Origin of the sequence: Saccharopolyspora sp. ID03-671, assembly GCF_045278815.1 — a bacterium.
Classification (GTDB): Bacteria; Actinomycetota; Actinomycetes; order Mycobacteriales; family Pseudonocardiaceae; genus Saccharopolyspora; species Saccharopolyspora ipomoeae.
In genome coordinates this window covers 798995-818349 of sequence record NZ_CP134054.1, presented here as the reverse complement: position 1 = coordinate 818349, position 19355 = coordinate 798995, and the positions used below count along the sequence as shown (strand labels likewise).

20 protein-coding genes are annotated in these 19355 nt (G+C 72.0%); 9 read left to right on the top strand and 11 right to left on the bottom strand.

What is annotated here, in order from left to right; genetic code table 11:
* Nucleotides 1–53: 53 nt before the first annotated feature.
* The 3 genes from REH65_RS03950 to REH65_RS03940 all read right to left on the bottom strand — a co-directional run bounded on the left by REH65_RS03950 (nt 54) and on the right by REH65_RS03940 (nt 2959).
* On the bottom strand, nt 54–1226 hold the full coding sequence (locus REH65_RS03950; protein ID WP_406691321.1) for a cytochrome P450: 1173 nt from the start codon (nt 1224–1226) through the stop codon (nt 54–56).
* A 29-nt stretch (nt 1227–1255) separates the two neighbouring features.
* Complete coding sequence (locus tag REH65_RS03945; protein ID WP_406691320.1) at nt 1256–2158, bottom strand: PDR/VanB family oxidoreductase; 903 nt, start codon at nt 2156–2158, stop codon at nt 1256–1258.
* 66 nt (nt 2159–2224) lie between these two features.
* Nucleotides 2225–2959 (bottom strand): IclR family transcriptional regulator, encoded by a 735-nt coding sequence (locus REH65_RS03940; protein WP_406693076.1) that lies wholly within the window; start codon nt 2957–2959, stop codon nt 2225–2227.
* Between REH65_RS03940 and REH65_RS03935 the strand changes: the two genes are divergently transcribed.
* From REH65_RS03935 to REH65_RS03925, 3 genes are all read left to right on the top strand, one after another.
* Nucleotides 2937–3068: a hypothetical protein gene (locus tag REH65_RS03935; RefSeq protein WP_406693301.1), complete on the top strand. Its 132-nt coding sequence runs from the start codon at nt 2937–2939 to the stop codon at nt 3066–3068. The two genes, REH65_RS03940 and REH65_RS03935, sit on opposite strands and share 23 nt — an antisense overlap.
* A gap of 75 nt (nt 3069–3143) precedes the next feature.
* Nucleotides 3144–4259: an FAD-dependent monooxygenase gene (locus tag REH65_RS03930; protein WP_406691319.1), complete on the top strand. Its 1116-nt coding sequence runs from the start codon at nt 3144–3146 to the stop codon at nt 4257–4259.
* 32 nt (nt 4260–4291) lie between these two features.
* Nucleotides 4292–5221, top strand: a complete 930-nt coding sequence (locus REH65_RS03925; RefSeq protein ID WP_406691318.1) for a fumarylacetoacetate hydrolase family protein — start codon at nt 4292–4294, stop codon at nt 5219–5221.
* Here the strand turns inward: REH65_RS03925 and REH65_RS03920 are convergent.
* Nucleotides 5218–5880, bottom strand: a complete 663-nt coding sequence (locus tag REH65_RS03920) for a YitT family protein (protein ID WP_281455909.1) — start codon at nt 5878–5880, stop codon at nt 5218–5220. The two genes, REH65_RS03925 and REH65_RS03920, sit on opposite strands and share 4 nt — an antisense overlap.
* 190 nt (nt 5881–6070) lie before the next feature.
* On the opposite strand from REH65_RS03920, the gene REH65_RS03915 reads away from it, so the two are divergent.
* The 4 genes from REH65_RS03915 (at nt 6071) to REH65_RS03900 (ending at nt 10093) form a co-directional block, all read left to right on the top strand.
* Complete coding sequence (locus REH65_RS03915) at nt 6071–6544, top strand: Lrp/AsnC family transcriptional regulator (protein ID WP_406691317.1); 474 nt, start codon at nt 6071–6073, stop codon at nt 6542–6544.
* A gap of 121 nt (nt 6545–6665) precedes the next feature.
* On the top strand, nt 6666–7337 hold the full coding sequence (locus REH65_RS03910) for a haloacid dehalogenase type II (RefSeq protein WP_406691316.1): 672 nt from the start codon (nt 6666–6668) through the stop codon (nt 7335–7337).
* Between the two features lie 176 nt (nt 7338–7513).
* Complete coding sequence (locus REH65_RS03905) at nt 7514–9007, top strand: long-chain-fatty-acid--CoA ligase (protein WP_406691315.1); 1494 nt, start codon at nt 7514–7516, stop codon at nt 9005–9007.
* Nucleotides 9008–9088: 81 nt separating this feature from the next.
* Complete coding sequence (locus tag REH65_RS03900; protein WP_406691314.1) at nt 9089–10093, top strand: LacI family DNA-binding transcriptional regulator; 1005 nt, start codon at nt 9089–9091, stop codon at nt 10091–10093.
* Here the strand turns inward: REH65_RS03900 and REH65_RS03895 are convergent.
* From REH65_RS03895 to REH65_RS03870, 6 genes are all read right to left on the bottom strand, one after another.
* Complete coding sequence (locus REH65_RS03895; protein WP_406691313.1) at nt 10084–10383, bottom strand: hypothetical protein; 300 nt, start codon at nt 10381–10383, stop codon at nt 10084–10086. The two genes, REH65_RS03900 and REH65_RS03895, sit on opposite strands and share 10 nt — an antisense overlap.
* A 322-nt stretch (nt 10384–10705) precedes the next feature.
* Nucleotides 10706–11320: an alpha/beta hydrolase gene (locus tag REH65_RS03890; RefSeq protein ID WP_406691312.1), complete on the bottom strand. Its 615-nt coding sequence runs from the start codon at nt 11318–11320 to the stop codon at nt 10706–10708.
* 108 nt (nt 11321–11428) lie between these two features.
* A complete protein-coding gene (locus REH65_RS03885) occupies nt 11429–11896 on the bottom strand; it encodes a hypothetical protein (RefSeq protein WP_406691311.1) in 468 nt (155 codons plus the stop codon).
* Between the two features lie 178 nt (nt 11897–12074).
* A complete protein-coding gene (locus REH65_RS03880) occupies nt 12075–13439 on the bottom strand; it encodes a sigma-70 family RNA polymerase sigma factor (protein WP_406691310.1) in 1365 nt (454 codons plus the stop codon).
* A 231-nt stretch (nt 13440–13670) separates the two neighbouring features.
* Complete coding sequence (locus tag REH65_RS03875) at nt 13671–14309, bottom strand: hypothetical protein (protein ID WP_406691309.1); 639 nt, start codon at nt 14307–14309, stop codon at nt 13671–13673.
* 152 nt (nt 14310–14461) lie between these two features.
* Nucleotides 14462–15583, bottom strand: a complete 1122-nt coding sequence (locus REH65_RS03870; protein ID WP_406691308.1) for an endo-1,4-beta-xylanase — start codon at nt 15581–15583, stop codon at nt 14462–14464.
* Between the two features lie 225 nt (nt 15584–15808).
* On the opposite strand from REH65_RS03870, the gene REH65_RS03865 reads away from it, so the two are divergent.
* The gene (locus REH65_RS03865) at nt 15809–17050 is read left to right on the top strand and encodes an SGNH/GDSL hydrolase family protein (RefSeq protein WP_406691307.1); all 1242 of its coding nucleotides are present in this window, start codon (nt 15809–15811) and stop codon (nt 17048–17050) included.
* Nucleotides 17051–17061: 11 nt separating this feature from the next.
* On the opposite strand, the gene REH65_RS03860 is transcribed toward REH65_RS03865, so the two are convergent.
* Nucleotides 17062–17862 (bottom strand): ion channel, encoded by an 801-nt coding sequence (locus REH65_RS03860; RefSeq protein WP_406691306.1) that lies wholly within the window; start codon nt 17860–17862, stop codon nt 17062–17064.
* A gap of 226 nt (nt 17863–18088) precedes the next feature.
* On the opposite strand from REH65_RS03860, the gene REH65_RS03855 reads away from it, so the two are divergent.
* Entirely contained in the window at nt 18089–19315 is a 1227-nt protein-coding gene (locus REH65_RS03855) for an MFS transporter (RefSeq protein WP_406691305.1), read from the top strand.
* Nucleotides 19316–19355: the final 40 nt, after the last annotated feature.

The following is a 19355-nucleotide window of genomic DNA, read 5'->3' as shown; positions in this document are numbered from 1 at the left end:
CGTATCGACGGAAATCCGACCCCGGCGGAGGACTCCTGTCCGGACCGGCGACGTCATGAGGTCGTGAACCGCAGCGGCAGCGAGCTCCACGCGCGCAGCGTGTTGTTCAGGTGGCGCACCGGTCGGCCCGCGAGCCGGATGCCGGTGACGCGACGCGCCAACGCCGTCAGCAGCGCCTCGGACTCCAGCCGGGCGATGTGCTGACCGACGCACTGGTGCAGGCCCATCCCGAACCCGACGTGCCCGGACGGGTCGCGGCCCGGGTCGAAGACGTCGGGGTCCTGCCAGCGGCGCGGGTCGCGGTTGGCGGAGGCCAGCGACAGCAGCACCTTCGTCCCCGCGGGTAGTCGTTCGCCGCCGAGTTCGACCGGTTCGGCGGTGGTGCGGAAGAACGTCTGCACCGGCGATTCCCAGCGCACGGCCTCGTCGAAGGCCGCGCGGGCCCGCTCCGGGCGTTCGCGCAGCAGCGCCCACTGCTCGGGGTGGGTGGCGAAGGCGTGCAGCACGGCCCCGATGCCGTGCACGGTGGTGTCCACCCCGGCGGTGAGCAGCGAGCGGACCACCAGCGGTGCCTGCTCGGGGGTGATCTCGCCTCGATCGGCCTCCGCCCAGATCTGCGCGCCGAAACCGCCCGGGGCCAGCGATTCCCGCCGGCACTGGTCGCCGACCCAGGCCGCGTGCTCGGCGACGCCGTCGGCTCCGCGCTGGACGAGCTCGTTGTGCGGGCCGAAGGCGTTGAAGGCGAAATCGCCGTAGGGCAGCAGGTGTTCGCGGCCGTGCGGGGAGAGCCCGACGGCGTCGGGGAACACCCGCAGCGGGAACACCTCGGCCAGGTCGGTCACCCCGTCCAGCTCTCCGTCGCGGACGACCTCGTCGACGAGCGCTTCGGCGTCGTCGTACCACGAGTGGCGCAACCGTCGCAGCGCGCGCGGACCGAGCAGGCGGCTGAGCACAGCCCGGGGCGCGTCGTGGTGCGGCGGGTCGGCTTCCAGCAGCAGGCTCGGCGGCCGCCAGGGCGGTTCGGTGCGGAAGTTCGCCACGCCCACCCCGGCACCGGACTGGAAGCGCTGCCAGTCGGTGAGCGTCGCGCGGACCTCGTCGTAGCGGCCCAGTGCGCAGGCGCCGTAGCGCTCCAGGAACATGATCGGACCCGCCTCGCGCAACCACGCGTGCCACGGCAGCGGATCGGCGAGCACCTCGGGGCTGAACGGATCGACGTCCGACACCGGAGTTCTCCCTGTCATGGCAGTCCCTTTCAGAGGTCGAGGACCAGGCGGTCGGAGCGGGCGCGGGAGACGCACGGGAACAGGCGGTCGCCGCGCTCGCGCTCGACGTCGTCCAGCAGCGAGTCGCGGTGATCGGGTTCGCCGTCGAGGACGTCGGTCTCGCAGGTCCCGCAGATTCCCTGACCGCAGGAGGACAGCAGGCTCGCCCCGGCCGCCCGCACCGCGTCGAGCAGCGAGGTGCCGGGCTCGACGGTCGCGGACCCACCCGAGCGGGCCAGCTGGACGGTGAACGGCCGGTCCTCGCTCGCTGCAACGGGTTTCGCGGCGAAGCGCTCCGTGCGCAACCGGTCGCCGTACGCGCGTTCGGCGGCGTCGATCAGCGGAGCCGGGCCGCAGCAGTAGACCGCGCAGCCCTCCTCGGCGGTGGGCAGGTCGAGCAGACCGACCTCGTCCTGCGGAGCCACCCGCACGCGCTCGTCGTCGAGCTCGTCGAGGAAGGCCATCGACGCGCGCCGCCTGCCGCCGTAGAGCAGCCGCCACCGAGCGCCGAGCCGTTCGGCCGCCGCCAGCATCGGCAGGATCGGCGTGATCCCGATCCCTCCCGCGATGAACAGGTGCTCGGCGGCCGGGACGAGCCGGAAGTGGTTGCGCGGACCCCCGATCGCGATCTCAGCGCCTTCGGCGAGCTCGTCGTGCACGAAGGCCGAACCGCCGCGCCCGCGGGGTTCGCGCAGCACGGCGACGCGATATGCGTGGGCGTCCCACCGGTCGCCGCACAACGAGTACTGCCGGGTCATGCCGTTGGGCAGCACGAGGTCGACGTGCGATCCCGGCGTCCAGTCCGGGAGCCGCAGGCCCCGCGGATGTTCCAACCGCAACGCCACGACGTCCTCGGCCACCTGCTCCTTGGCGGTCACGCGCACCCGATCCATTCCCGGCGCTCCCTTCGTCGTGCCGACGAGAGTGCGGACCCGGTCACCGCCGGCGCGAGCGCGTTCTCATTGAACGAGCGTTCCTCGCCGCATCGCCCGGTCGACGGCGCGAGCGGTGGACTGCAGCAGCGCCACCCGCGACCACGCGTGCTCATCGTTGGGGATGACCAGGCTCAACGCGGCCACGACCCGCCCGTCCGCACCGCGCAGCGGTACCGCCGCACCGGTGGCGTCCGGGTGCACGTGCCCCGCGCAGAAGGCGAAGCCCCGGGTGCGCACCCGCGCGAGAACCGTGCGCAGCGCGTCGGCGTCGGTGATGGTCTCGGCCGTCATCGCGGGGAGCGGGCCCGACAGAACGCGTTCCTGCAGGTCGGGCGGGGAGTGGGCGAGCAGCACCTGACCGGCCGAGGACACGTGCAGCGGCAGCCGCCCGGCGATGCGGGTCAGGTTGACGACCGCGCGCGGTGCGCTGAGCCGCTCCACGAACAGCACCTCGTCGCCGTCGAGCACGCCCAGCTGGGCGCTGTGCCCGACCACCGCGTGCACGTCCTCCAGGAACGGCATCACCACGTCGCGCAGCCGCAGGGTGGGCGAGGCGCGCTGGGCGAGCTCCCACAGGCGCACCCCGATGCGGACCCGCCGCTGCTCGTCGCGGTGCAGCAGGCCGTGCCGGACCAGCTCGCCGACCAGCCGGCCCGCCGTCGGCAGCGGGAGGTCCGCGCGACGGCTGATGTCGGTGACCGTGAGCACGCGATCGTCCGGACCGAAGGCGTCGAGGATGCGCACCGCCCTGGTCAACACTGATTCCCCGCTCGGCGACCTTGCCATGCCGGACAGCATGCGCACACCGGACACCGATGTCGAGCCGGTCGAAGCGCTCGACCATCGCCGTCGCGGATACCAGGCATAGCCACGCCGCGCTTCCCCGATCACCGGCCGTCGGCAACCCTGGAAGGGCAACACCCCCTTCACCTCGGAGAAACCCATGACGACGCGGAACGTGCTGGTGGTCGGCGCGGGATCGGCCGGCACCGCGACCGCGATCCTGCTCGCCGAAGGGGGCTGGGAGGTCGAGATCGCCGAGGCGCGCCCGTCGGTGTCCGCCGTCGGATCCGGGATCACCTTGCAGGGCAACGCACTTCGGGTGCTCGACCAGGTCGGGGCGTGGGAGCGGCTCAGCGGCTACCGGTTCGACGGGCTGGGCCTGCGCGCTCCCGACGGCACGCTGCTCACCGAGGTCGACGACGTGCGCACCGGCGGGCCCGACCTGCCCGCGACTCTCGGCGCTCACCGGCCCGAGCTGGCGCGGGTGCTCGTCGAACGCGCCGCCGAAGCGGGCGCGGCGGTGCGCTTCGGCAGGCCGGTGACCGGGCTGGAGCAGGACGACGACGGCGTGCGGGTGACCTTCGGCGACGGCGGCACCGGTCGCTACGACCTGGTCGTCGGCGCGGACGGTGTCCGCTCAACCACGCGCGAGCTGCTGGGCATCGACGCCGCGACCCGCGCCACCGGCATGGGAATCTGGCGGGCCTTCACCCGGCGCCCCGAGTCGATCACCCGCACGGAGCTCTACTACGGCGGGCACTGCTACATCGCCGGGTACTGCCCGACCGGCGAGTCCGACATGTACGCCTACCTGGTCGAGGACGCCCGCGACCGCAGCGATCTCACGCCCGAGCAGTCGCTGGAGGTCATGCGGGACCTCGCCTCGCACTACGGCGGACCGTGGCGGGAGATCCGCGACGGGCTCACCGACCCGGACGCCGTCCACCACACCTGGTTCGAGACCCACCTGCTCGACGCGCCCTGGCACCGGGGCCGCGTGGTGCTCGCCGGCGACGCCGCGCACACCTGCCCGCCCACCATCGCCCAGGGCGCCGCCCAGGCGCTGGAGGACGCCTCGGTGCTCGCCGAGCTCCTGCTGGCCGCGGGCACCGTCGACGACGAGGTGCTCACCGCCTACGCCGAGCGGCGCCACCCGCGCGCCAAGACGGTCGTCGACGCCTCCAACCAGCTCGGGCAGTGGCTGCTCGACGGCGAGCGCGGCGACGTCCCAGGACTGCTCGACGAGGTCACGACCCTGCTCACCCGACCCGCCTAGAGGTCGCCGCAATCCGGCGCCGGAGGAACCACATGCGATTCGCCACAGCCCGTCACGACGGAACCCGGCTCAGCGGGGTCGTCGACGGCGAGACGTTCCACCCGCTGCCCGCCCCGCTGCTGGAACTGCTGCGCTCCCAACGCCTTCCCGAGGCCGGGGCGCGGGCGCTGGACGAGCCGGGCGTGCCGCTGGCCGAGGTGGAGCTGCGGGCGCCGCTGGAACCCGCGACGGTGCGCGACTTCGTCGCCTTCGAGGAGCACGTCGAGGGCATGACCGGAGGTGCCATCGCGCCGGAGTGGTACGCGGCGCCGACGTTCTACTTCACCAACCCGCACGCGATCACCGGTCCGTTCGACGACGTCGCGATCCCGCCCGGCTGCCGCCGGATGGATTTCGAGCTGGAGGTCGCCGCCGTCATCGGGCGCCCAGGTCGCGACCTCGCACCGGAGCAGGCGCGCGAGCACATCCTCGGCTACACGATCTTCAACGACTGGTCGGCCCGCGACCTGCAGTCCGCCGAGATGAAGGTGGGCCTCGGCCCGGCCAAGGGCAAGGACTTCGCCACCACTCTCGGCCCGGTTCTGGTCACCGCCGACGAGCTCGACGCCCACCGGGACGCCGACGGTTTCCTGCGGCTGCCGATGAGCGTGGCGGTCAACGGCGAGCGGATCGGCCACGACCTGCTGTCCAACATGGGCTGGCCCTTCGAGGAACTCGTCTCCTACGCCTCGCGCGGTACCGAGGTCCGGCCCGGTGACGTGCTGGGCTCCGGGACCTGCGGCAACGGCGGCTGCCTCGGCGAGCTGTGGGGCAGGCCCGACCGGGAGGACCCGCCGTCGCTGCAGCCCGGCGACGTCGTCGAGATGACCGTCGAGGGCATCGGGACGATCCGCAACCGCGTCACCGCGGGCCACGACCTCCCGCCGGTGCGCCCCGCGCGGAAGCGCCCGCGCGACCGCTAGGCGCCCAGGTAGCGGCCCGGCCGGTGGTTGAGGGCCAGGACGCCGTTGAGGAACACCGCGCCGAAGGCCGAGATCAGGACGGCTGCGGGGGAGACGACGGTGAGCGCCGTGACGATGACCAGCACGTCCAGGCCCATCTGCACGTACCCGGCCCGCCACCCCAGGCGTTCCTGGGCGATCAGCGCGACCACGTTGAACCCGCCCAGGCTGGAGTTGTGCCGGAACACGATCAGCAGCCCGATCCCGGTCAGCACGTTGCCGCACACCGCCGCGTAGATCGCGGGCAGGTGCAGCGCGCCGAACAGCTGCGCGTGCAGCGGCGTGAACGCCGAGACCAGCGCGATCGAGATCAGCGAGCGGACCGCGAACGACCAGCCCTTCTTGGCCACCGCCAGCACCATGAACGGCAGGTTCACCAGGAAGAACAGCACCCCGAACGGCACCGGCAGCCCGTAGCTGAGCAGGAGCGACAGGCCCGCCGTGCCGCCGGTGACGATCTCGCTGGACTTGAGCAGGTGCAGGCCGAGCGAGACCACGAACGTGCCGGTGAGCAGACCGAGCACGTCCTCGGTGCGCGAGTGCGGCACCACCGGCCGCCGGGTCTCGGCGGGCTGCGGCGGCGCGGTGGCCGGAGTAGGGGACAGGGTCGGTGCGGACATGCTCGAAATCTTCGGGCAGGCGCATCAGATCGGGCAACACAGCCGTCATCGGCTGCGCGGAAGTTCGCGGATCCGCGCATCCGTGTGGCAGAGTGCTCATCAGCCCGGTGCTCGTCACACGGTTTCGCCCCCGATGTGCCCGGCACCACAGTTGAGCTGGGGTTTCGCCCGAGGGGAGGGGAGCGTGCCGGTGAGTCGGATCGATGCCCTCGACGCCCGCATCCTGCTGGCGCTCGACGACGACCCGGAGCTGACCGTCCTCGGACTGTCCCGGGAGCTCGGCGTCGCCCGCAACACCGTGCACGCGCGGCTGCGCAAGCTCGGCCACAACGGGGTGCTCGGCGACTTCAGCCGGCGCGTCGACCCGGTGGCGCTGGGCTACGACCTGGTGGCGTTCGTGTCGATGCAGATCAGCCAGACCCAGCAACCGGTGACCACCACGGCGCTGCGCGAGCTGCCCGAGGTGATCGAGATCCACGCGACCTCGGGCGACGCCGACCTCATGGTCAAGGTCGTCGCCCGCGACACCCAGGACCTGCACCGGATCACCAACGCGATCCTCGACATCGACGGGGTCGAGCGCACCAGCACCGCCATCTCGCTGCACGAGGCGATGACCACCCGGATGCGGGCCCTGCTGGAGGACGCCGCGCGGAATTCCTGATCACCGCGCGGGAAGTGGTCGATCCGGTGCGGTCTTGTGCTGGTCCGGTCACCGCCTCGAAACCGAACCGTGTTCCGCGAAGGGGATGTGATCATGGTGCGCGAGCGGGCATGATCACGACGTGTCGCTCGATGTCTCCCGCCTGAACGTGCTGCTCTTCGATGTCCTGGGAACCGTGGTCGACGAGCGGGGCTCGCTCCTCGCCGCGACCCGGGAGGCGGTGGGGGAAGGCGGTGACGAGCTCGCGACCGCCTGGCTGGACCGGCTCAACGCCCTGGTCGCCGAGACCGACGACTACCGGCCGATGGACGAGCTCAACCTGGAGGCCCTGCGCCACGCGGCCGGGACCAGCGGCGCCTCCCTCGACGAAGCCGCGCTGACCGCCCTGGCCGAGGAGGGGCTGCGCCCGAAGCCGTGGCCGGACGCCGCACCGGGTGTGGGCGCCCTCGCCGACCGGTTCACCGTCGTCGCCCTGTCGAACTCCACCGTGCGCTCGCTGGCCGAGATCACCCGCCGCGGCGGCCTGCGCTGGGCGCTGGCCCTGTCCTCGGAGCAGGTCGGCGCCTACAAGCCGGACCCTGCCGTCTACCAGCGCGCTCTGGAACTCCTGCGGGTCGAACCCGACCAGGCGCTCATGGTCGCCTCGCACTCCTGGGACCTGCGCGCCGCCGCCAAGCTCGGCATCGCCACCGCCTACATCACCCGCGACGGCGAGGACGACGATCCTGCGGAACCCGACGAGTTCGACCTCCACGCCGAGACCATCGCCGAACTCGCCGGCCAACTCCTGTAACCGGCTCCCGTCGCCGGTCAGGATGCGCCCATCGGCGGATTGCCGCAGGTATGGGAACTACGTGTTACCGAAATGTACACCCAAACGATTGCCAGGCGGCTGCGGAGCATGGACGATCTGCCTGGGATCGGCGATCCCATCTGCTCCGACCACCTCAACGACGACGGGAACGGAACATGACGAACCTGGCAGCGAACTTGGTCGCCTCCGCGCAGCGGCACGGCGACCGGCCCGCGGTCCGTCTCGACGAGCACGTGCTCAGCTACGCCCAGCTCCACGCCTCGGCCGCGGCCGTGGCCGGTGACCTGCGGGAACGCGGCATCTCACCGGGCGACCGCGTCGGTTTGGTGCTGCCGAACGTGCCCGCGTTCCCGATCCTGTTCTACGGCGCGCTGCTGGCCGGGGCGACGGTCGTGCCGATGAACCCGCTGCTCAAGGCCCGCGAGGTCGAGTTCTACCTGCGCGACTCGCAGATGTCGCTGGTCTACGGCTGGGACGGCGGCGGCGACGCGGTGCCCGACGCCGCGGCCGAAGTCGGCCTCCCCGGTGTCGTCGTCGGCGCACTGGGCCCGAACGAGCTCGGCGGTACGCCGATCACCGAGCCCGTCGAGCGCACCGATTCCGACACCGCCGTGCTGCTCTACACCTCGGGCACCACCGGCAAGCCCAAGGGCGCCGAGCTGACCCACCACAACCTCGCCTCCAACGCGAAGATGGCGGTGGAGACGCTGTTCGAGCTCACCCCCGACGACGTGGTGATGGGCTGCCTGCCGCTGTTCCACGTGTTCGGCCTGACCTGCGCGCTGAACACCTCGGTGCTGGTCGGCGCGTGCCTGACGCTGCTGCCGCGGTTCGACCCGGCCAAGGCGCTGCAGATCGTGCCGCGAGACAAGGTCACCATCTTCGAGGGCGTGCCCACGATGTACGCCGCGATGCTCAACCACCCCGACGCGGGCACCGCCGACATGAGCTCGCTGCGCACCTGCGCCACCGGTGGTTCGGCGATGCCGGTGGAGGTGCTGCGCGGCTTCGAGTCCAAGTTCGACTGCCACGTGCTGGAGGGCTACGGCCTGTCCGAGACGTCGCCGGTGGCCTCCTTCAACCAGCCCGGCTACGAGCGCAAGCCCGGCTCGATCGGACTGCCGGTGCGGGGCTGCGAGATGAAGGTCGTCGACCTCGACGGCAACGAGGTCGGGCTCGACGAGCCGGGCGAGATCGTCATCCGCGGCGAGAACGTGATGAAGGGCTACTGGGGCCGTCCGGACGCCACTGCCGAGGCGATCAAGGACGGCTGGTTCCACACCGGCGACATCGCCACCAAGGACTCCGACGGCTACTACTTCATCGTCGACCGCAAGAAGGACCTGATCATCCGCGGCGGCTACAACGTCTACCCGCGCGAGGTCGAGGAGGTGCTCTACGAGCACCCGGCGGTGGCCGAGGCCGCGGTCATCGGCGTCAAGCACGCCGACCTCGGCGAGGAGATCGGCGCCGCCGTCTCGCTCAAGCCCGGTCAGGACGCCACCGAGGACGAGCTGCGCGAGTTCGTCAAGGCCCGCATCGCCGCCTACAAGTACCCGCGCGAGATCTGGCTGGTCCCCGAGCTGCCCAAGGGGCCCACCGGCAAGATCCTCCGCCGCGAGGTCAAGGAGATGCCCCGCGAGGCGTGAGCGAGCGAGTGGGCCCGGCCGCGCGGCCGGGCCCACGACCTCGGACTAGGCTCGCGTCAGTTCGGTGAGTGAGGTTCGAGGATGGTCGGAATCAAGGACGTCGCGCGGGCGGCGGGGGTCTCCATCGGCACGGTGTCCAATGTGGTCAACCGGCCGCAGCTGGTGTCGGAGGAGACCCGGCGGCGCGTGCAGGCCGCGATCGACGAGCTCGGCTACGTGCGCGACGAGTCCGCGCGGCAGCTGCGGGCCGGCAGCAGCCGCATCATGGCGCTGCTGGTGCTCGACCTCGCCAACCCGTTCTTCGTCGACATCGCCCGCGGCGCCGAGCAGGCCGCGCACGAGGCCGGGCTCAACGTGATCACCTGCAACAGCGGGCAGCGCGTCGACCTGGAGTCCTCGTACCTGTCGATGCTGGCCGAGCAGCGGGTGCGCGGGGTGCTGCTGTCCCCGGTGGACACCACCGGCGAGCGGTTGCGGGCCTTCGCGCGCAACGGCATCCCGTACGTCTTCGTCGACCGCACGGTGCCGGAGGTGCAGGGCAGCTCGGTGGCCGTCGACGACGTCACCGGGGGAGCGCTGGCGGCCCACCACCTCGCCGAGACCGGGCACCGCGAGATCGCGATGGTCAACGGGCCGTCGCTGCTGGCCCAGTGCCGCGACCGCGAAGCCGGTGCGCGCTCGGCCCTGCAGGACCACGACGTGCACCTGTCCGTCCTGGACGCACCCGCGCTCGACGTGGCGTCGGGCCGCGATGCGGGTGCCCGGCTGCTGGGCCGGAGTCCTCGTCCCACGGCGGTGTTCTGCGCCAACGACCTGCTCGCGCTCGGAGTGCTGCAGGCGATGGTCGCCGCGGGCGTGCGGGTGCCGGAGGAGATGGCGATCGTCGGGTACGACGACATCGAGTTCGCCGGGGCCGCGGCCGTGCCGCTGACCTCGGTGCGCCAGCCCGCGCGTCAGATCGGGCGCACGGCTGCGGAGCTGCTCATCGACGAGACCTCAGGGGAGGCGCCGGTGAAGCACCGGCGCCTCGTGTTCCAGCCGGAACTCGTCGTCCGCGACTCAACGCGAGCGCACCGTCAGAAGTAGCCGATCCACATCGCGCCGATGGTCAGGAACGTGGTGATCGAGAGGGTCGCCGTGATCACTTCGGCGTGACGTGCTGTCATGGTGGTTCCTCGGGCGTTCTCGGGTTCTGGGGGCGGCGCGGCCGGGGTGACCGGCAGCGGCCTGCGGATCGGGGAGGTGCCGGGACGGGCCGGGAGCGGGCGTCCCACCCACGGGCGGGTGGCCGTCGGGCGCGCGTTGTGCCTGCCGCGGGCGTGCTGCCTCCGCGCGGTGCTGCGCCGGGTCTTCCGTTGGACCTGTGCCGTGCTCAAAACCAGCGTCCCCCTCGCGGTCGGTGCCCTCCTGCGCCGTGCGCGCGGGTGGACGCCCCACCCGCCTGCGACGGCAGCAGCGGGTGCGGTCCGGACGGTCGACATCGGACTGCTGCGCCTCTCCCCGCGCGTCCCGCTGCTGCCACCAAGATGTCATCGGCGGATGGAGAAGTTAAGCGCCCATGTCCGGCGCGTCCGGAATTCGCGGGATTGCACCCGATCGGCCGCCGGTCGGTCACAGGGGGTGATCATGTTGGTGAGCTGCGAGAACGGTTCGAGGCGGGTGCCGCACCGGCGCCCGCCTCGGAGCTCGGGCGACGTCTCAGCTGGTCAGCAGTCGGGTGGCCGCCTCGCAGGCCTCGTCGGTGATGATGTGCTCGCTGCCCGGATCGATCCGCAGGTCGACCTCGGCGCCGGCCGCGCGCAGTGACGCTGCGGTCTCCTCGACCCGGTGCCGCGGCACCCACGGGTCCTCGCTGATGCTGCGCAGCACCACCGGGACGCCCGTCAGCGGCTCGTCCACCGGATCGGCGATGACGTCGGGCCCGATGAAGCCGCCGGTGAACACGATCAGCCCCGCGTAGCGGCGCGGCGCGACCGCGAGCGCGTAGTGCGAGATCAGGCAGGCGCCCTGCGAGAACCCCCACAGCACCACGCGTTCCGGCCCGAACCCGGCACCGGCGAGCTCGTCGAGGCACTGCCCGACGGTGCGCAGCGAGTTCTCCAGCGCGGGCTGGTTGTCCTCCAGCGGCTGCAGGAAACCGCCCGGGTACCAGGCGTTGCCCGGGGCCTCCGGGGCGAAGAACCGCACCGGCGCGTCACCGAAACGGCTCGCGACCTCGCGCATCGAGCCCGGATCGCCGCCGCGTCCGTGCACCGCCAGCACCGCGACCCTCGCGCCCTCGGGCCGGGCGCCCCATTCCAGCATCGGCGACATGCCCTCGATCACTCCTGTTCGACGAGGTCCCAGAACCAACAGCGGCCGTTCGACGGGCTGCCGAGCATTGTGCCGCAGCTCCGCGGCACGCCCGTCGCCGACGTGACCTCAGCTTCCCGATGCCGACAGCACCGGCTGGGTCGAGAGGACCGACCCGTAGCGCGTGATGGTCAGCGCCGAGCCGTCGATGCGGTAGACGTGGCCGTCGTTGCTCTCGGTCGTGTACCCGTCGCCGTCGGCGTAGGCCCGCAGCACGAGGGAGCCGGAGTCGCTGGATCCGTAGTAGTAGAGCGAACCCGCCGTCCCGCAGATGTCGACATGGGACTGCGACGTCTCGTAGGAGGCCACGCAACCGGTGGTGCTCGCGGTCTGCGACCGCGGAACCGGGTACGGCACGGCGGGTTGCGGCACGGGAACCACGACCGGCGCCGGAACGGTGACGGGTGCCGGAACGGTGACCGGGGCGGGAACCGTGACCGGCGCGGGAGCGGGTGCGTACGCCGTCGCGCAGGAGGCCAGCACCGGGAGGCTCAGCAGTCCGATCGCTGCGGCGGTGCGGGCGTGTCGGGTCGGCATGGCGGCGTCCTCCGCGGTGCGAGTGGACGAGGGGGATGCGGGGTGAGGTGCCTGGAGATCCACATCCCCCTCGAAGCGCGGGAACATCGGTCTTCGGCCGGAGTTCCCGCTGCTCATTGGGCGCCGCGACACCGCCGGTGAGCCAGGGACTTTGGTCCCCGGCGCCGGGTCGTGGCGCTCAGCGGCCCACGATCGGGTTGCCGAGGAGGTCGAGGGCTCCGGTGATCGGATCGATGCCCAGCAGGCGGCCGGAGGGCTGCAGGCGCAGATCCGCGCCCGCGTCGACGCCGTCGCGCTCGATGACCAGGTGCGGGTCGGCGTCCACGGCGACGCCGAGCAGGTCGACCCCGGCGTGCGTGGTGCCGTCGGCGACCGGCGCCGCGGCCGGGGGCAGCGGCAGCGGGATCGGCAGCAGCGGCGTGCCGCCCTCCTCGGCCGGAGGCGCGGGCGGAGCGGCACCGCCCGGGGCCGCCGGAGCCGGTGCCGGCGCCGCCGGCGGGGCCGGGGGAGCGGGTGGTGACTGCGGGGACTGCGGCGACTGCGGGGAGGACGGCTGCTGCGGCTTGGCCGAGGCTACCGGCGGCAGCTCGCCGTCGTTGGAGGTCAGGGCGAGCGCGAGCCCGGCCAGCACCGCGGCGAGCGCGGCACCGGACAGCGCCGCGCGACGCGGACCGCCGACGGCGTTGATCGCGGTGCCGATGGCGCCACCGCCGACCGCACCACCGGCCCCGACCGCGGCGAGGTATCCCGTGGTGGTGGCACTTCCGCCCAGCACCAGCGGTGCGATGAACACGCGCAGCGCGCCGTTGATCTCGGCGAGCTCGGCGGCCAGCGCCCGGCACCGGTCGCAGTCGTCGAGATGCGCTTCGACCTGGGCGGTCTCCCGCTTGGCCAGCCCGCCCCGGGTCCAGGCGCCGAGGCGCTCGACGTTGGCCCGGCAGCGCTCCTGCTCGGCGTCGAGCTTGCTCAGGTGCACCTGCAGGAACGCCTGCTTGAGCCCTTCGCGGGCGCGGTAGGCCAGCGCGGACACGCCGTTGGGAGTCATGCCCAGTAGCGGAGCGACCTTCGCCGGGGACTCGCCCTCGATCTCGACGTGCCAGAGCACCATCTGCCAGCGCTCGGGGAGCTTGGCGAACGCCGCCGCGACCAGGGACCGGTCCTCGCTCTCGACGGCGGTGTCGCGGAACGGCTGCGAGACGTCGATGTTGGGCACCGTCTCCAGGTCGTCGGCGTACTGGAGCCGCTGCTGCTTGCGGGTGCGGTCGTAGGCTGCGTGCCGGACGGCGGTGAGCACGTAGGCGCGGAACGCCGAGGTCGGTCCCCGCTGGTCGCGCAGCAGGTCGAGGACCTTCGCGAACGCCTCGGAGACCACGTCGTCGGCCTCGGCGGAGGACTTGGTGACCTGCCGGGCCATCGAGTACGCGGCGGCCACGTGCCGCTCGTAGAGGACCCCGTAGGCGCTGGTGTCGCCCTCGCGCACCGCTTCGATGAGCTCGGTGTCCCCGCGTTCCCGGGAACCCGCCTCCGTGGGCAACGCCGCCATACCCGCCCCCTGCTCGCGATCGGTGTTCCGCCGGAGTTCGGCACTGGACTTGCTACCGCGACAGTGACAACGATGGTTGTCAGGATCGGGTTTCGTTGTGCCTTCGTGACCGCGCACTGCTCCGTTCGCATGGTGCGCGACACCCTCCGACGGGTGATGACGATAGGCGGGTCACCTCACGGCGAGGGCACTCGGTGATCACGATCGAGGCCGAGGTCACCCCAACCGGTTTCAGGTCGTGGTAGGCAGCACGTGCACCCAGTTGCCGGCGTCGGTGAACACCAGGCCGCACTCGCGCAGGTCCGAGAGCCGGGCGTGCACCTGCGGCCCGAAGCGTGCGGAGAGCACCGCGAGCGGGCACGGAGCCTCCAGGTGGCGCAGGAGATCCGCGGCCGGACCGGCGAAGACGTACTCGTGCCTGCCGAAGCGCGGGCGGTCGTCGAGCACCACCAGCGCCTCGCCGTCGGCGAACACCTGCAGCGCGCCCGCCGGGTGCTCCCGGCGCCACTCCGCGACACCGGCCAGCAGGGCCGTCTCGGTCGCGGCGGAGATGCCGTCGCCGCTGCGCTCGGCGCCGGTCATCGGCGGAAGGTGGTGCAGCGCCGGGAACTGCCGCAGCACCCGGGAGTAGGCGTGGTCGGTCTCGCCGGGGAACCCGTAGCGGTAGCGCCACTCGACCGAGAGCCCGAGAGTGCGCGCGTCGCGCAGCATCCGGACGTTCCCGCAGCCCTCGGCGGCGCTGCCCGCCAGCCGCAGCACCCGCGTGCTCAGGTTGTCGATCCCCGGGCGCAGCCGGTGAAAACCGGTGTCGCGCAACCGCGACAGGCGTTCGAAGGACACCTCGGCTCTGGTCTCGGTCTGCGACCGCATCGGACCCGCAACACCTTTCACGCTCGGGCGGGGTGGGGCGGCCGGATGCCGCCCCGCTCGCGCGCTCGTGGTCCGGACACCGCCGAACCCCGATCCGGTTCACCGTGCCAGGTTCGGGCGACCGAAACCAGACGAGGTTCACCCGGACGTCGTCATCCGTTCGTTCTCGGCTTTCCCGCTTTTCGGTCCCCCTCGGACAGGGTCTGCAGCAGCGCGTCGTAGGCGGGCTTGGGCGTGAAGTCGTCCCAGTAGATCGTCGCCGCGCCCTGGTTCGGGAAGGTGCCCGGAACCCAGGAGTACTTGTCCGGCAGGCCCCACACGGTGAACGAGTGGCAGGTGGCGACGTCCAGGCAGGACTGCAGCGCGCGGCGGTAGTAGTCCGCCTGCTCGGCCAGCTGCTGCTCGGTCGGCGCGCCGCCTTCCGGCAGCGTCATCCGCACGTCCAGCTCGGTGATCGAGGTTTCCAGGCCGAGGTCGGCGAAGCGCTGCAGGTTCTGGGTGAGGTCTGCGGGGAAGCCGTCGTCGAGGTTGAGGTGAGCCTGCGCCGAGAACCCGTGCACCGGGACGCCTCGCGCGCGCAGGTCCTGGATCAGCGAGTAGTAGGCGTCGCTCTTGGCGTTGTCGCTCTCCACTCCGTAGTCGTTGAAGAACAGCTTCGCCTGCGGGTCGGCCTCGTGGGCCCAGCGGAAGGCGTCGGCGATGATGCCCGGGCCGAGTTCGCGGATCCAGATGTTGTCGGTGGTGCGCAGGTTCCCGCTCTCGTCGAAGATCTCGTTGGCCACGTCCCACTGCTGGATCTTGCCCGCGTAGCGGCCGACGACGGTGCTGATGTGCTCGTGCAGGATCTCGCGCAGCTCCTCGGGCGAGAAGTTGCCGTTCTCCAGCCAGTCCGGGTTCTGGCTGTGCCACAGCAGGGTGTGCCCGCGCATCACCTGGCCGTGCTGGCGGGCGAAGTCCACGATGGAGTCGGCGACGCCGAAGTTGTAGGTGTCGCGCGCGGGGTGGACGTACTCCCACTTCGTCTGGTTCTCGGGCGACAGCGAGCTGAACTCGCGACCGAGGACGTCGCGGTAGGGCTGGTCCGAGCTGAACGGGTCGGGGTAGGGCTGCTCCTCGTGGTGGCCGCCGCCGGCGACGGCCGAGCCGATGACGAGGCCGTCGGGCGCGGCGTCGCGCAGCGTGTCCGCCTGCGACGGGCCGGGTGCGGCCTGGGCGTAGGCGGGCAGCAGCATGAGCGCGGCTGCGGCGGTGGTGGCTAGGCGAATCGGCTTCATCGCGGCTCCCGTGTTCGTCGACGTTGGCCGAACAGTTTCCGAAAGATTTCGGAGATCACGCGATATCGAAGGCTAGGGCCGCGTCTGTCGAAACGTCAAGAATCGCAACTTTCGTAATGTGCGGTGGGAAAACGGTGGTCAAGCGTGGTCCATCCGGACGTTGACACCCGGGAGGCGGATGCTTAGCTTCAGTTTCAGAAATGTTGCGGGCCAGAGGAGGCCAGCGTGACGATCAAGAGATTCGCGGCCGCAACGTTCGGAACCCTGCTGCTGCTCAGCGGTTCCGGCGTCGCGGGTGCCACCGAACCGGGTCGGGTCGGGACCTGGGCGGCCGCACCGAGCGCCACCCCGGAGAGCAACACCCCGACGGTCGCCGACGCCACGGTCCGCCAGGTCGTGCACACCAGCATCGGCGGCGGCGACCTGCGGATCCGGCTGACCAACGAGTTCGGCCGCACCCCGCTGCGCATCGGCGCCGTCCACGTCGCCCGCCGCGCGGGAACCGGCACCGACATCGACCCCGCCACCGATCGCGCGGTCCGCTTCAGCGGCTCCGAGAGCGCCACCGCGCCGCCCGGTGCTCCGCTGGTGAGCGACCCGGTGCCGCTGAGCATCGATGCCCGCGACGATCTCGTGGTGAGCATCCACCTGCCCGGGCCGACGCCGATCACCTCGCTGCACGACTCCGCGCTGCAGGAAAACGCCGTCGCCGACGGCAACGTCGTGGCCGCGCCCTCGGTCGTGCCCGTGGCGCGACCCACCAGCTGGTACCTGCTCTCCGGCGTCAGCGTTCGCCCCACCGGCCGCGCGGCCTCGGTGGTGGCCTTCGGCGACTCCATCACCGACGGCGCCAGCACGCAGGTCAACGCCAACCACCGCTGGCCCGACCTGCTCGCCGAACGCCTGCGCCGCACCGGAGTCCTCAACGCCGGCATCGGCGGCAACCGGCTGCTGCACGACCCGAACCCGCCCGCAGGCAACGAGGCCGAGGAGTACGCGGCGTTCTTCGGCGAAGCCGGGCTGCGGCGCTTCGACCGCGACGTGCTCGCCCAGCCCGGGGTGCGCGACGTCATCGTCCTGCTCGGCGTCAACGACCTCGGGCACCCCGGCACCATCGCTCCGCCCTCGGAAACCGTGACCGCCCAGCAGCTCATCGACGGGCACCGGCAGCTCATCGCTCGCGCGCACGCCGCCGGGATCCGGATCCACGGCGGCACGATCCTGCCGTTCAAGGGCGACGGCCTCGGCTTCTACACGCCCGAGAACGAGGCCAAGCGGCAGGCGGTCAACGACTGGATCCGAACCGGCGGTGAGTACGACTCGGTCGTCGACTTCGACGCCGCCACCCGCGATCCGGCCGATCCGCAGCGGCTGCGCCCGGAGTTCGACGGCGGCGACGGACTGCATCCCAACGACGCGGGGGCCGTCGCCATGGCCGCGGCGGTGCCGGCCCGCGTCCTGGAATGAGCCCGTCAGGGCTAGTCGCGGGAGGTGATCTCCTTGCGCAGCGCGGTGATCTCCTCCCGGAGCGCGACGATCTCCGCGCGCAGCTGGTCGCTCTCGGCGTCGAGCCGGCGGGTGGCGTCGGCGCTGGCGCTCATCGACTGCTCCAGACTGCCGAAGCGGTCGACGAACCAGGACGCGATGCTGCCGGTGACCACGCCGAGCAGCGCGATCCCGGCGACCATCAACCCGGCCGCGATGAGCTTGCCCTGCCCGGTGACCGGGTAGTAGTCGCCGTAGCCGACGGTGGTCACGGTCGTCATCGTCCACCACAGCGCGTCGCCGAAGGTGGTGATCTCGGCGTCCGGCGCGGTGCGCTCGACCTCCAGCACGGCCAGCGCCGCCGACGTGCCGAGCAGGACCACGGCGCCGGTCACGTAGAGCACGACCTGGCCGCGCACGCGCGCCTGCACGCGCCGGTTGAGCGTCAGCAGCACCACGACCAGCCGCAGCACCCGCAGCTGCCGCAGCAGCGGGAGCACCAGCACCAGCAGGTCGAAGATGTTGTGCAGCACGAACCGCAGCCGGCGGCGGGCCAGCGCCAGCCGCACCGCGTAGTCCACGGCGAAGGCGGCCCAGACCGCCCACATGACGCCGTCGATGCGCGCGTGGGCCCTCGGGCTCAGGCCGGTGTCGAGCACCATCCAGGCGTAGAGGCCCAGGAACAGCACCGACAGGGCCACCATCGGCCACTCGGTGCGGCGCTCCCACCAGCGCAGACGTGACTCGTCGACCTCGGCCCCGGCGGGTGCCGCGGTCTCGTGCATGGTGTCCATGGCCGGACATCATGCCTCGATCGGCCTCATCCTGACGGGTGACGGACATACCCCCACATCCGTTTCGTCCGGATGACTGCGCGGGGTGACCGGTGGTGACGCTCGGCGTACGCCGAATATCGACCTCGCAGCGGGTTCCGCTGGGCGGAAACCGAAGCTGGTCGGGTCGGGGGAGCCGGGTCACATGATTCCGGGCACAACACGGACTGCGAAGAGGTGACCTGGAATGACAACGGCGTCAGGACGGTCCGGCGGCGAGCCGGAACCGACGACCGACCAGCGGACGTCGGCCCGCGGCGTCGCCGCGCTGTGCTGGTCGGCGGTGGCGCTGGAGGGCTACGACCTGGTGGTGCTCGGTGTCGTGCTCCCCAAGCTGCTGCGCGACCCGAGCTGGGGGCTCACCCCGGCGACCGCGTCGGTGATCTCCTCGGTCGGGCTGGTCGGGGTGATGATCGGCGCGCTGTGCGTCGGACCGCTGACCGACCGCTTCGGCCGCCGCAAGCTCATGATCGCCACCGTGACGCTGTTCTCGGTGCTGACCCTGGCGTGCGCGTTCGCGACGGGGCCGCTCGCGTTCGGGCTCCTGCGCTTCCTGGCCGGGCTGGGGCTGGGCGGCGTGCTGCCGGTGGCGATCGCGCTGGTCAACGAGGCGTCGCAGGCCAAGGGCGGCAGCGCGACGACCACGCTGATGACCGGCTACCACGTGGGCGCGGTGCTGACCTCGCTGCTGGGGATCCTGGTGATCCCGGTGCTGACCTGGCGGGCCATGTTCGTCATCGGCGCGATCCCGGCGGTCGCGCTGGTGCCGCTGCTGGCCCGCTACCTGCCGGAGTCGCTGCCGGCCACCGCCGAGGAGAAGGCCGCGCGCAGTCCCGTGGCGACCCTGTTCCGCGGCGGTTACCTGCGATCCTCGCTGGCGTTCTGGGTGACCTCGTTCATGGGGCTGCTGCTGGTCTACGGGCTCAACACCTGGCTGCCGGAGATCATGCGCGAGGCGGGCTACGAGCTCGGCGCCGCGCTGGCGCTGCTGCTGACCCTCAACGTGGGTGCCGTGCTGGGCCTGCTGCTCGCGGGCCGGGTCTCCGACCGGATCGGGGTGCGCACCTGCACCCTGATCTGGTTCACGGCCGCGGCGGTGTTCCTGGCGCTGCTGAGCGTGCCGCTGCCCGGTTTCGGCGTGTACGTCAGCGTGCTGCTGGCGGGCGTGTTCGTGTTCAGCACCCAGGTGCCGGTCTACGCCTACGTCAGCCACCACTACCCGGCCGTGGGGCGGGCGACCGCGCTCGGCGCCTCCAGCGGCGTGGGCCGGCTCGGCGCGATCTGCGGTCCGCTGGTCGGCGGTGCGCTGCTCAGCGCCGGTCTGGCCTACCCGTGGGGCTTCTACGCCTTCGCGGCGGTCGCGGTCATCGGCCTGATCTCGGTGACGTTCGTGTCGAAGCACCGGCCCGCCTGAGCCCGTCCGGGCCGGGGTGCCGACGCGCCCCGGCCCGGAA

What these genes read in the sequence shown, in the direction of transcription:
- REH65_RS03860 (WP_406691306.1), bottom strand. Translation starts at nt 17,862, where the DNA reads ATGGACACCATGCACGAGACCGCGGCACCCGCCGGGGCCGAGGTCGAC.
- REH65_RS03885 (WP_406691311.1), bottom strand. Translation starts at nt 11,896, where the DNA reads ATGCCGACCCGACACGCCCGCACCGCCGCAGCGATCGGACTGCTGAGC.
- REH65_RS03945 (WP_406691320.1), bottom strand. Translation starts at nt 2,158, where the DNA reads ATGGATCGGGTGCGCGTGACCGCCAAGGAGCAGGTGGCCGAGGACGTC.
- REH65_RS03875 (WP_406691309.1), bottom strand. Translation starts at nt 14,309, where the DNA reads ATGCGGTCGCAGACCGAGACCAGAGCCGAGGTGTCCTTCGAACGCCTG.
- REH65_RS03880 (WP_406691310.1), bottom strand. Translation starts at nt 13,439, where the DNA reads ATGGCGGCGTTGCCCACGGAGGCGGGTTCCCGGGAACGCGGGGACACC.
- REH65_RS03905 (WP_406691315.1), top strand. Translation starts at nt 7,514, where the DNA reads ATGACGAACCTGGCAGCGAACTTGGTCGCCTCCGCGCAGCGGCACGGC.
- REH65_RS03920 (WP_281455909.1), bottom strand. Translation starts at nt 5,880, where the DNA reads ATGTCCGCACCGACCCTGTCCCCTACTCCGGCCACCGCGCCGCCGCAG.
- REH65_RS03870 (WP_406691308.1), bottom strand. Translation starts at nt 15,583, where the DNA reads ATGAAGCCGATTCGCCTAGCCACCACCGCCGCAGCCGCGCTCATGCTG.
- REH65_RS03890 (WP_406691312.1), bottom strand. Translation starts at nt 11,320, where the DNA reads ATGTCGCCGATGCTGGAATGGGGCGCCCGGCCCGAGGGCGCGAGGGTC.
- REH65_RS03930 (WP_406691319.1), top strand. Translation starts at nt 3,144, where the DNA reads ATGACGACGCGGAACGTGCTGGTGGTCGGCGCGGGATCGGCCGGCACC.
- REH65_RS03925 (WP_406691318.1), top strand. Translation starts at nt 4,292, where the DNA reads ATGCGATTCGCCACAGCCCGTCACGACGGAACCCGGCTCAGCGGGGTC.
- REH65_RS03855 (WP_406691305.1), top strand. Translation starts at nt 18,089, where the DNA reads ATGACAACGGCGTCAGGACGGTCCGGCGGCGAGCCGGAACCGACGACC.
- REH65_RS03935 (WP_406693301.1), top strand. Translation starts at nt 2,937, where the DNA reads ATGCGCACCGCCCTGGTCAACACTGATTCCCCGCTCGGCGACCTTGCC.
- REH65_RS03900 (WP_406691314.1), top strand. Translation starts at nt 9,089, where the DNA reads ATGGTCGGAATCAAGGACGTCGCGCGGGCGGCGGGGGTCTCCATCGGC.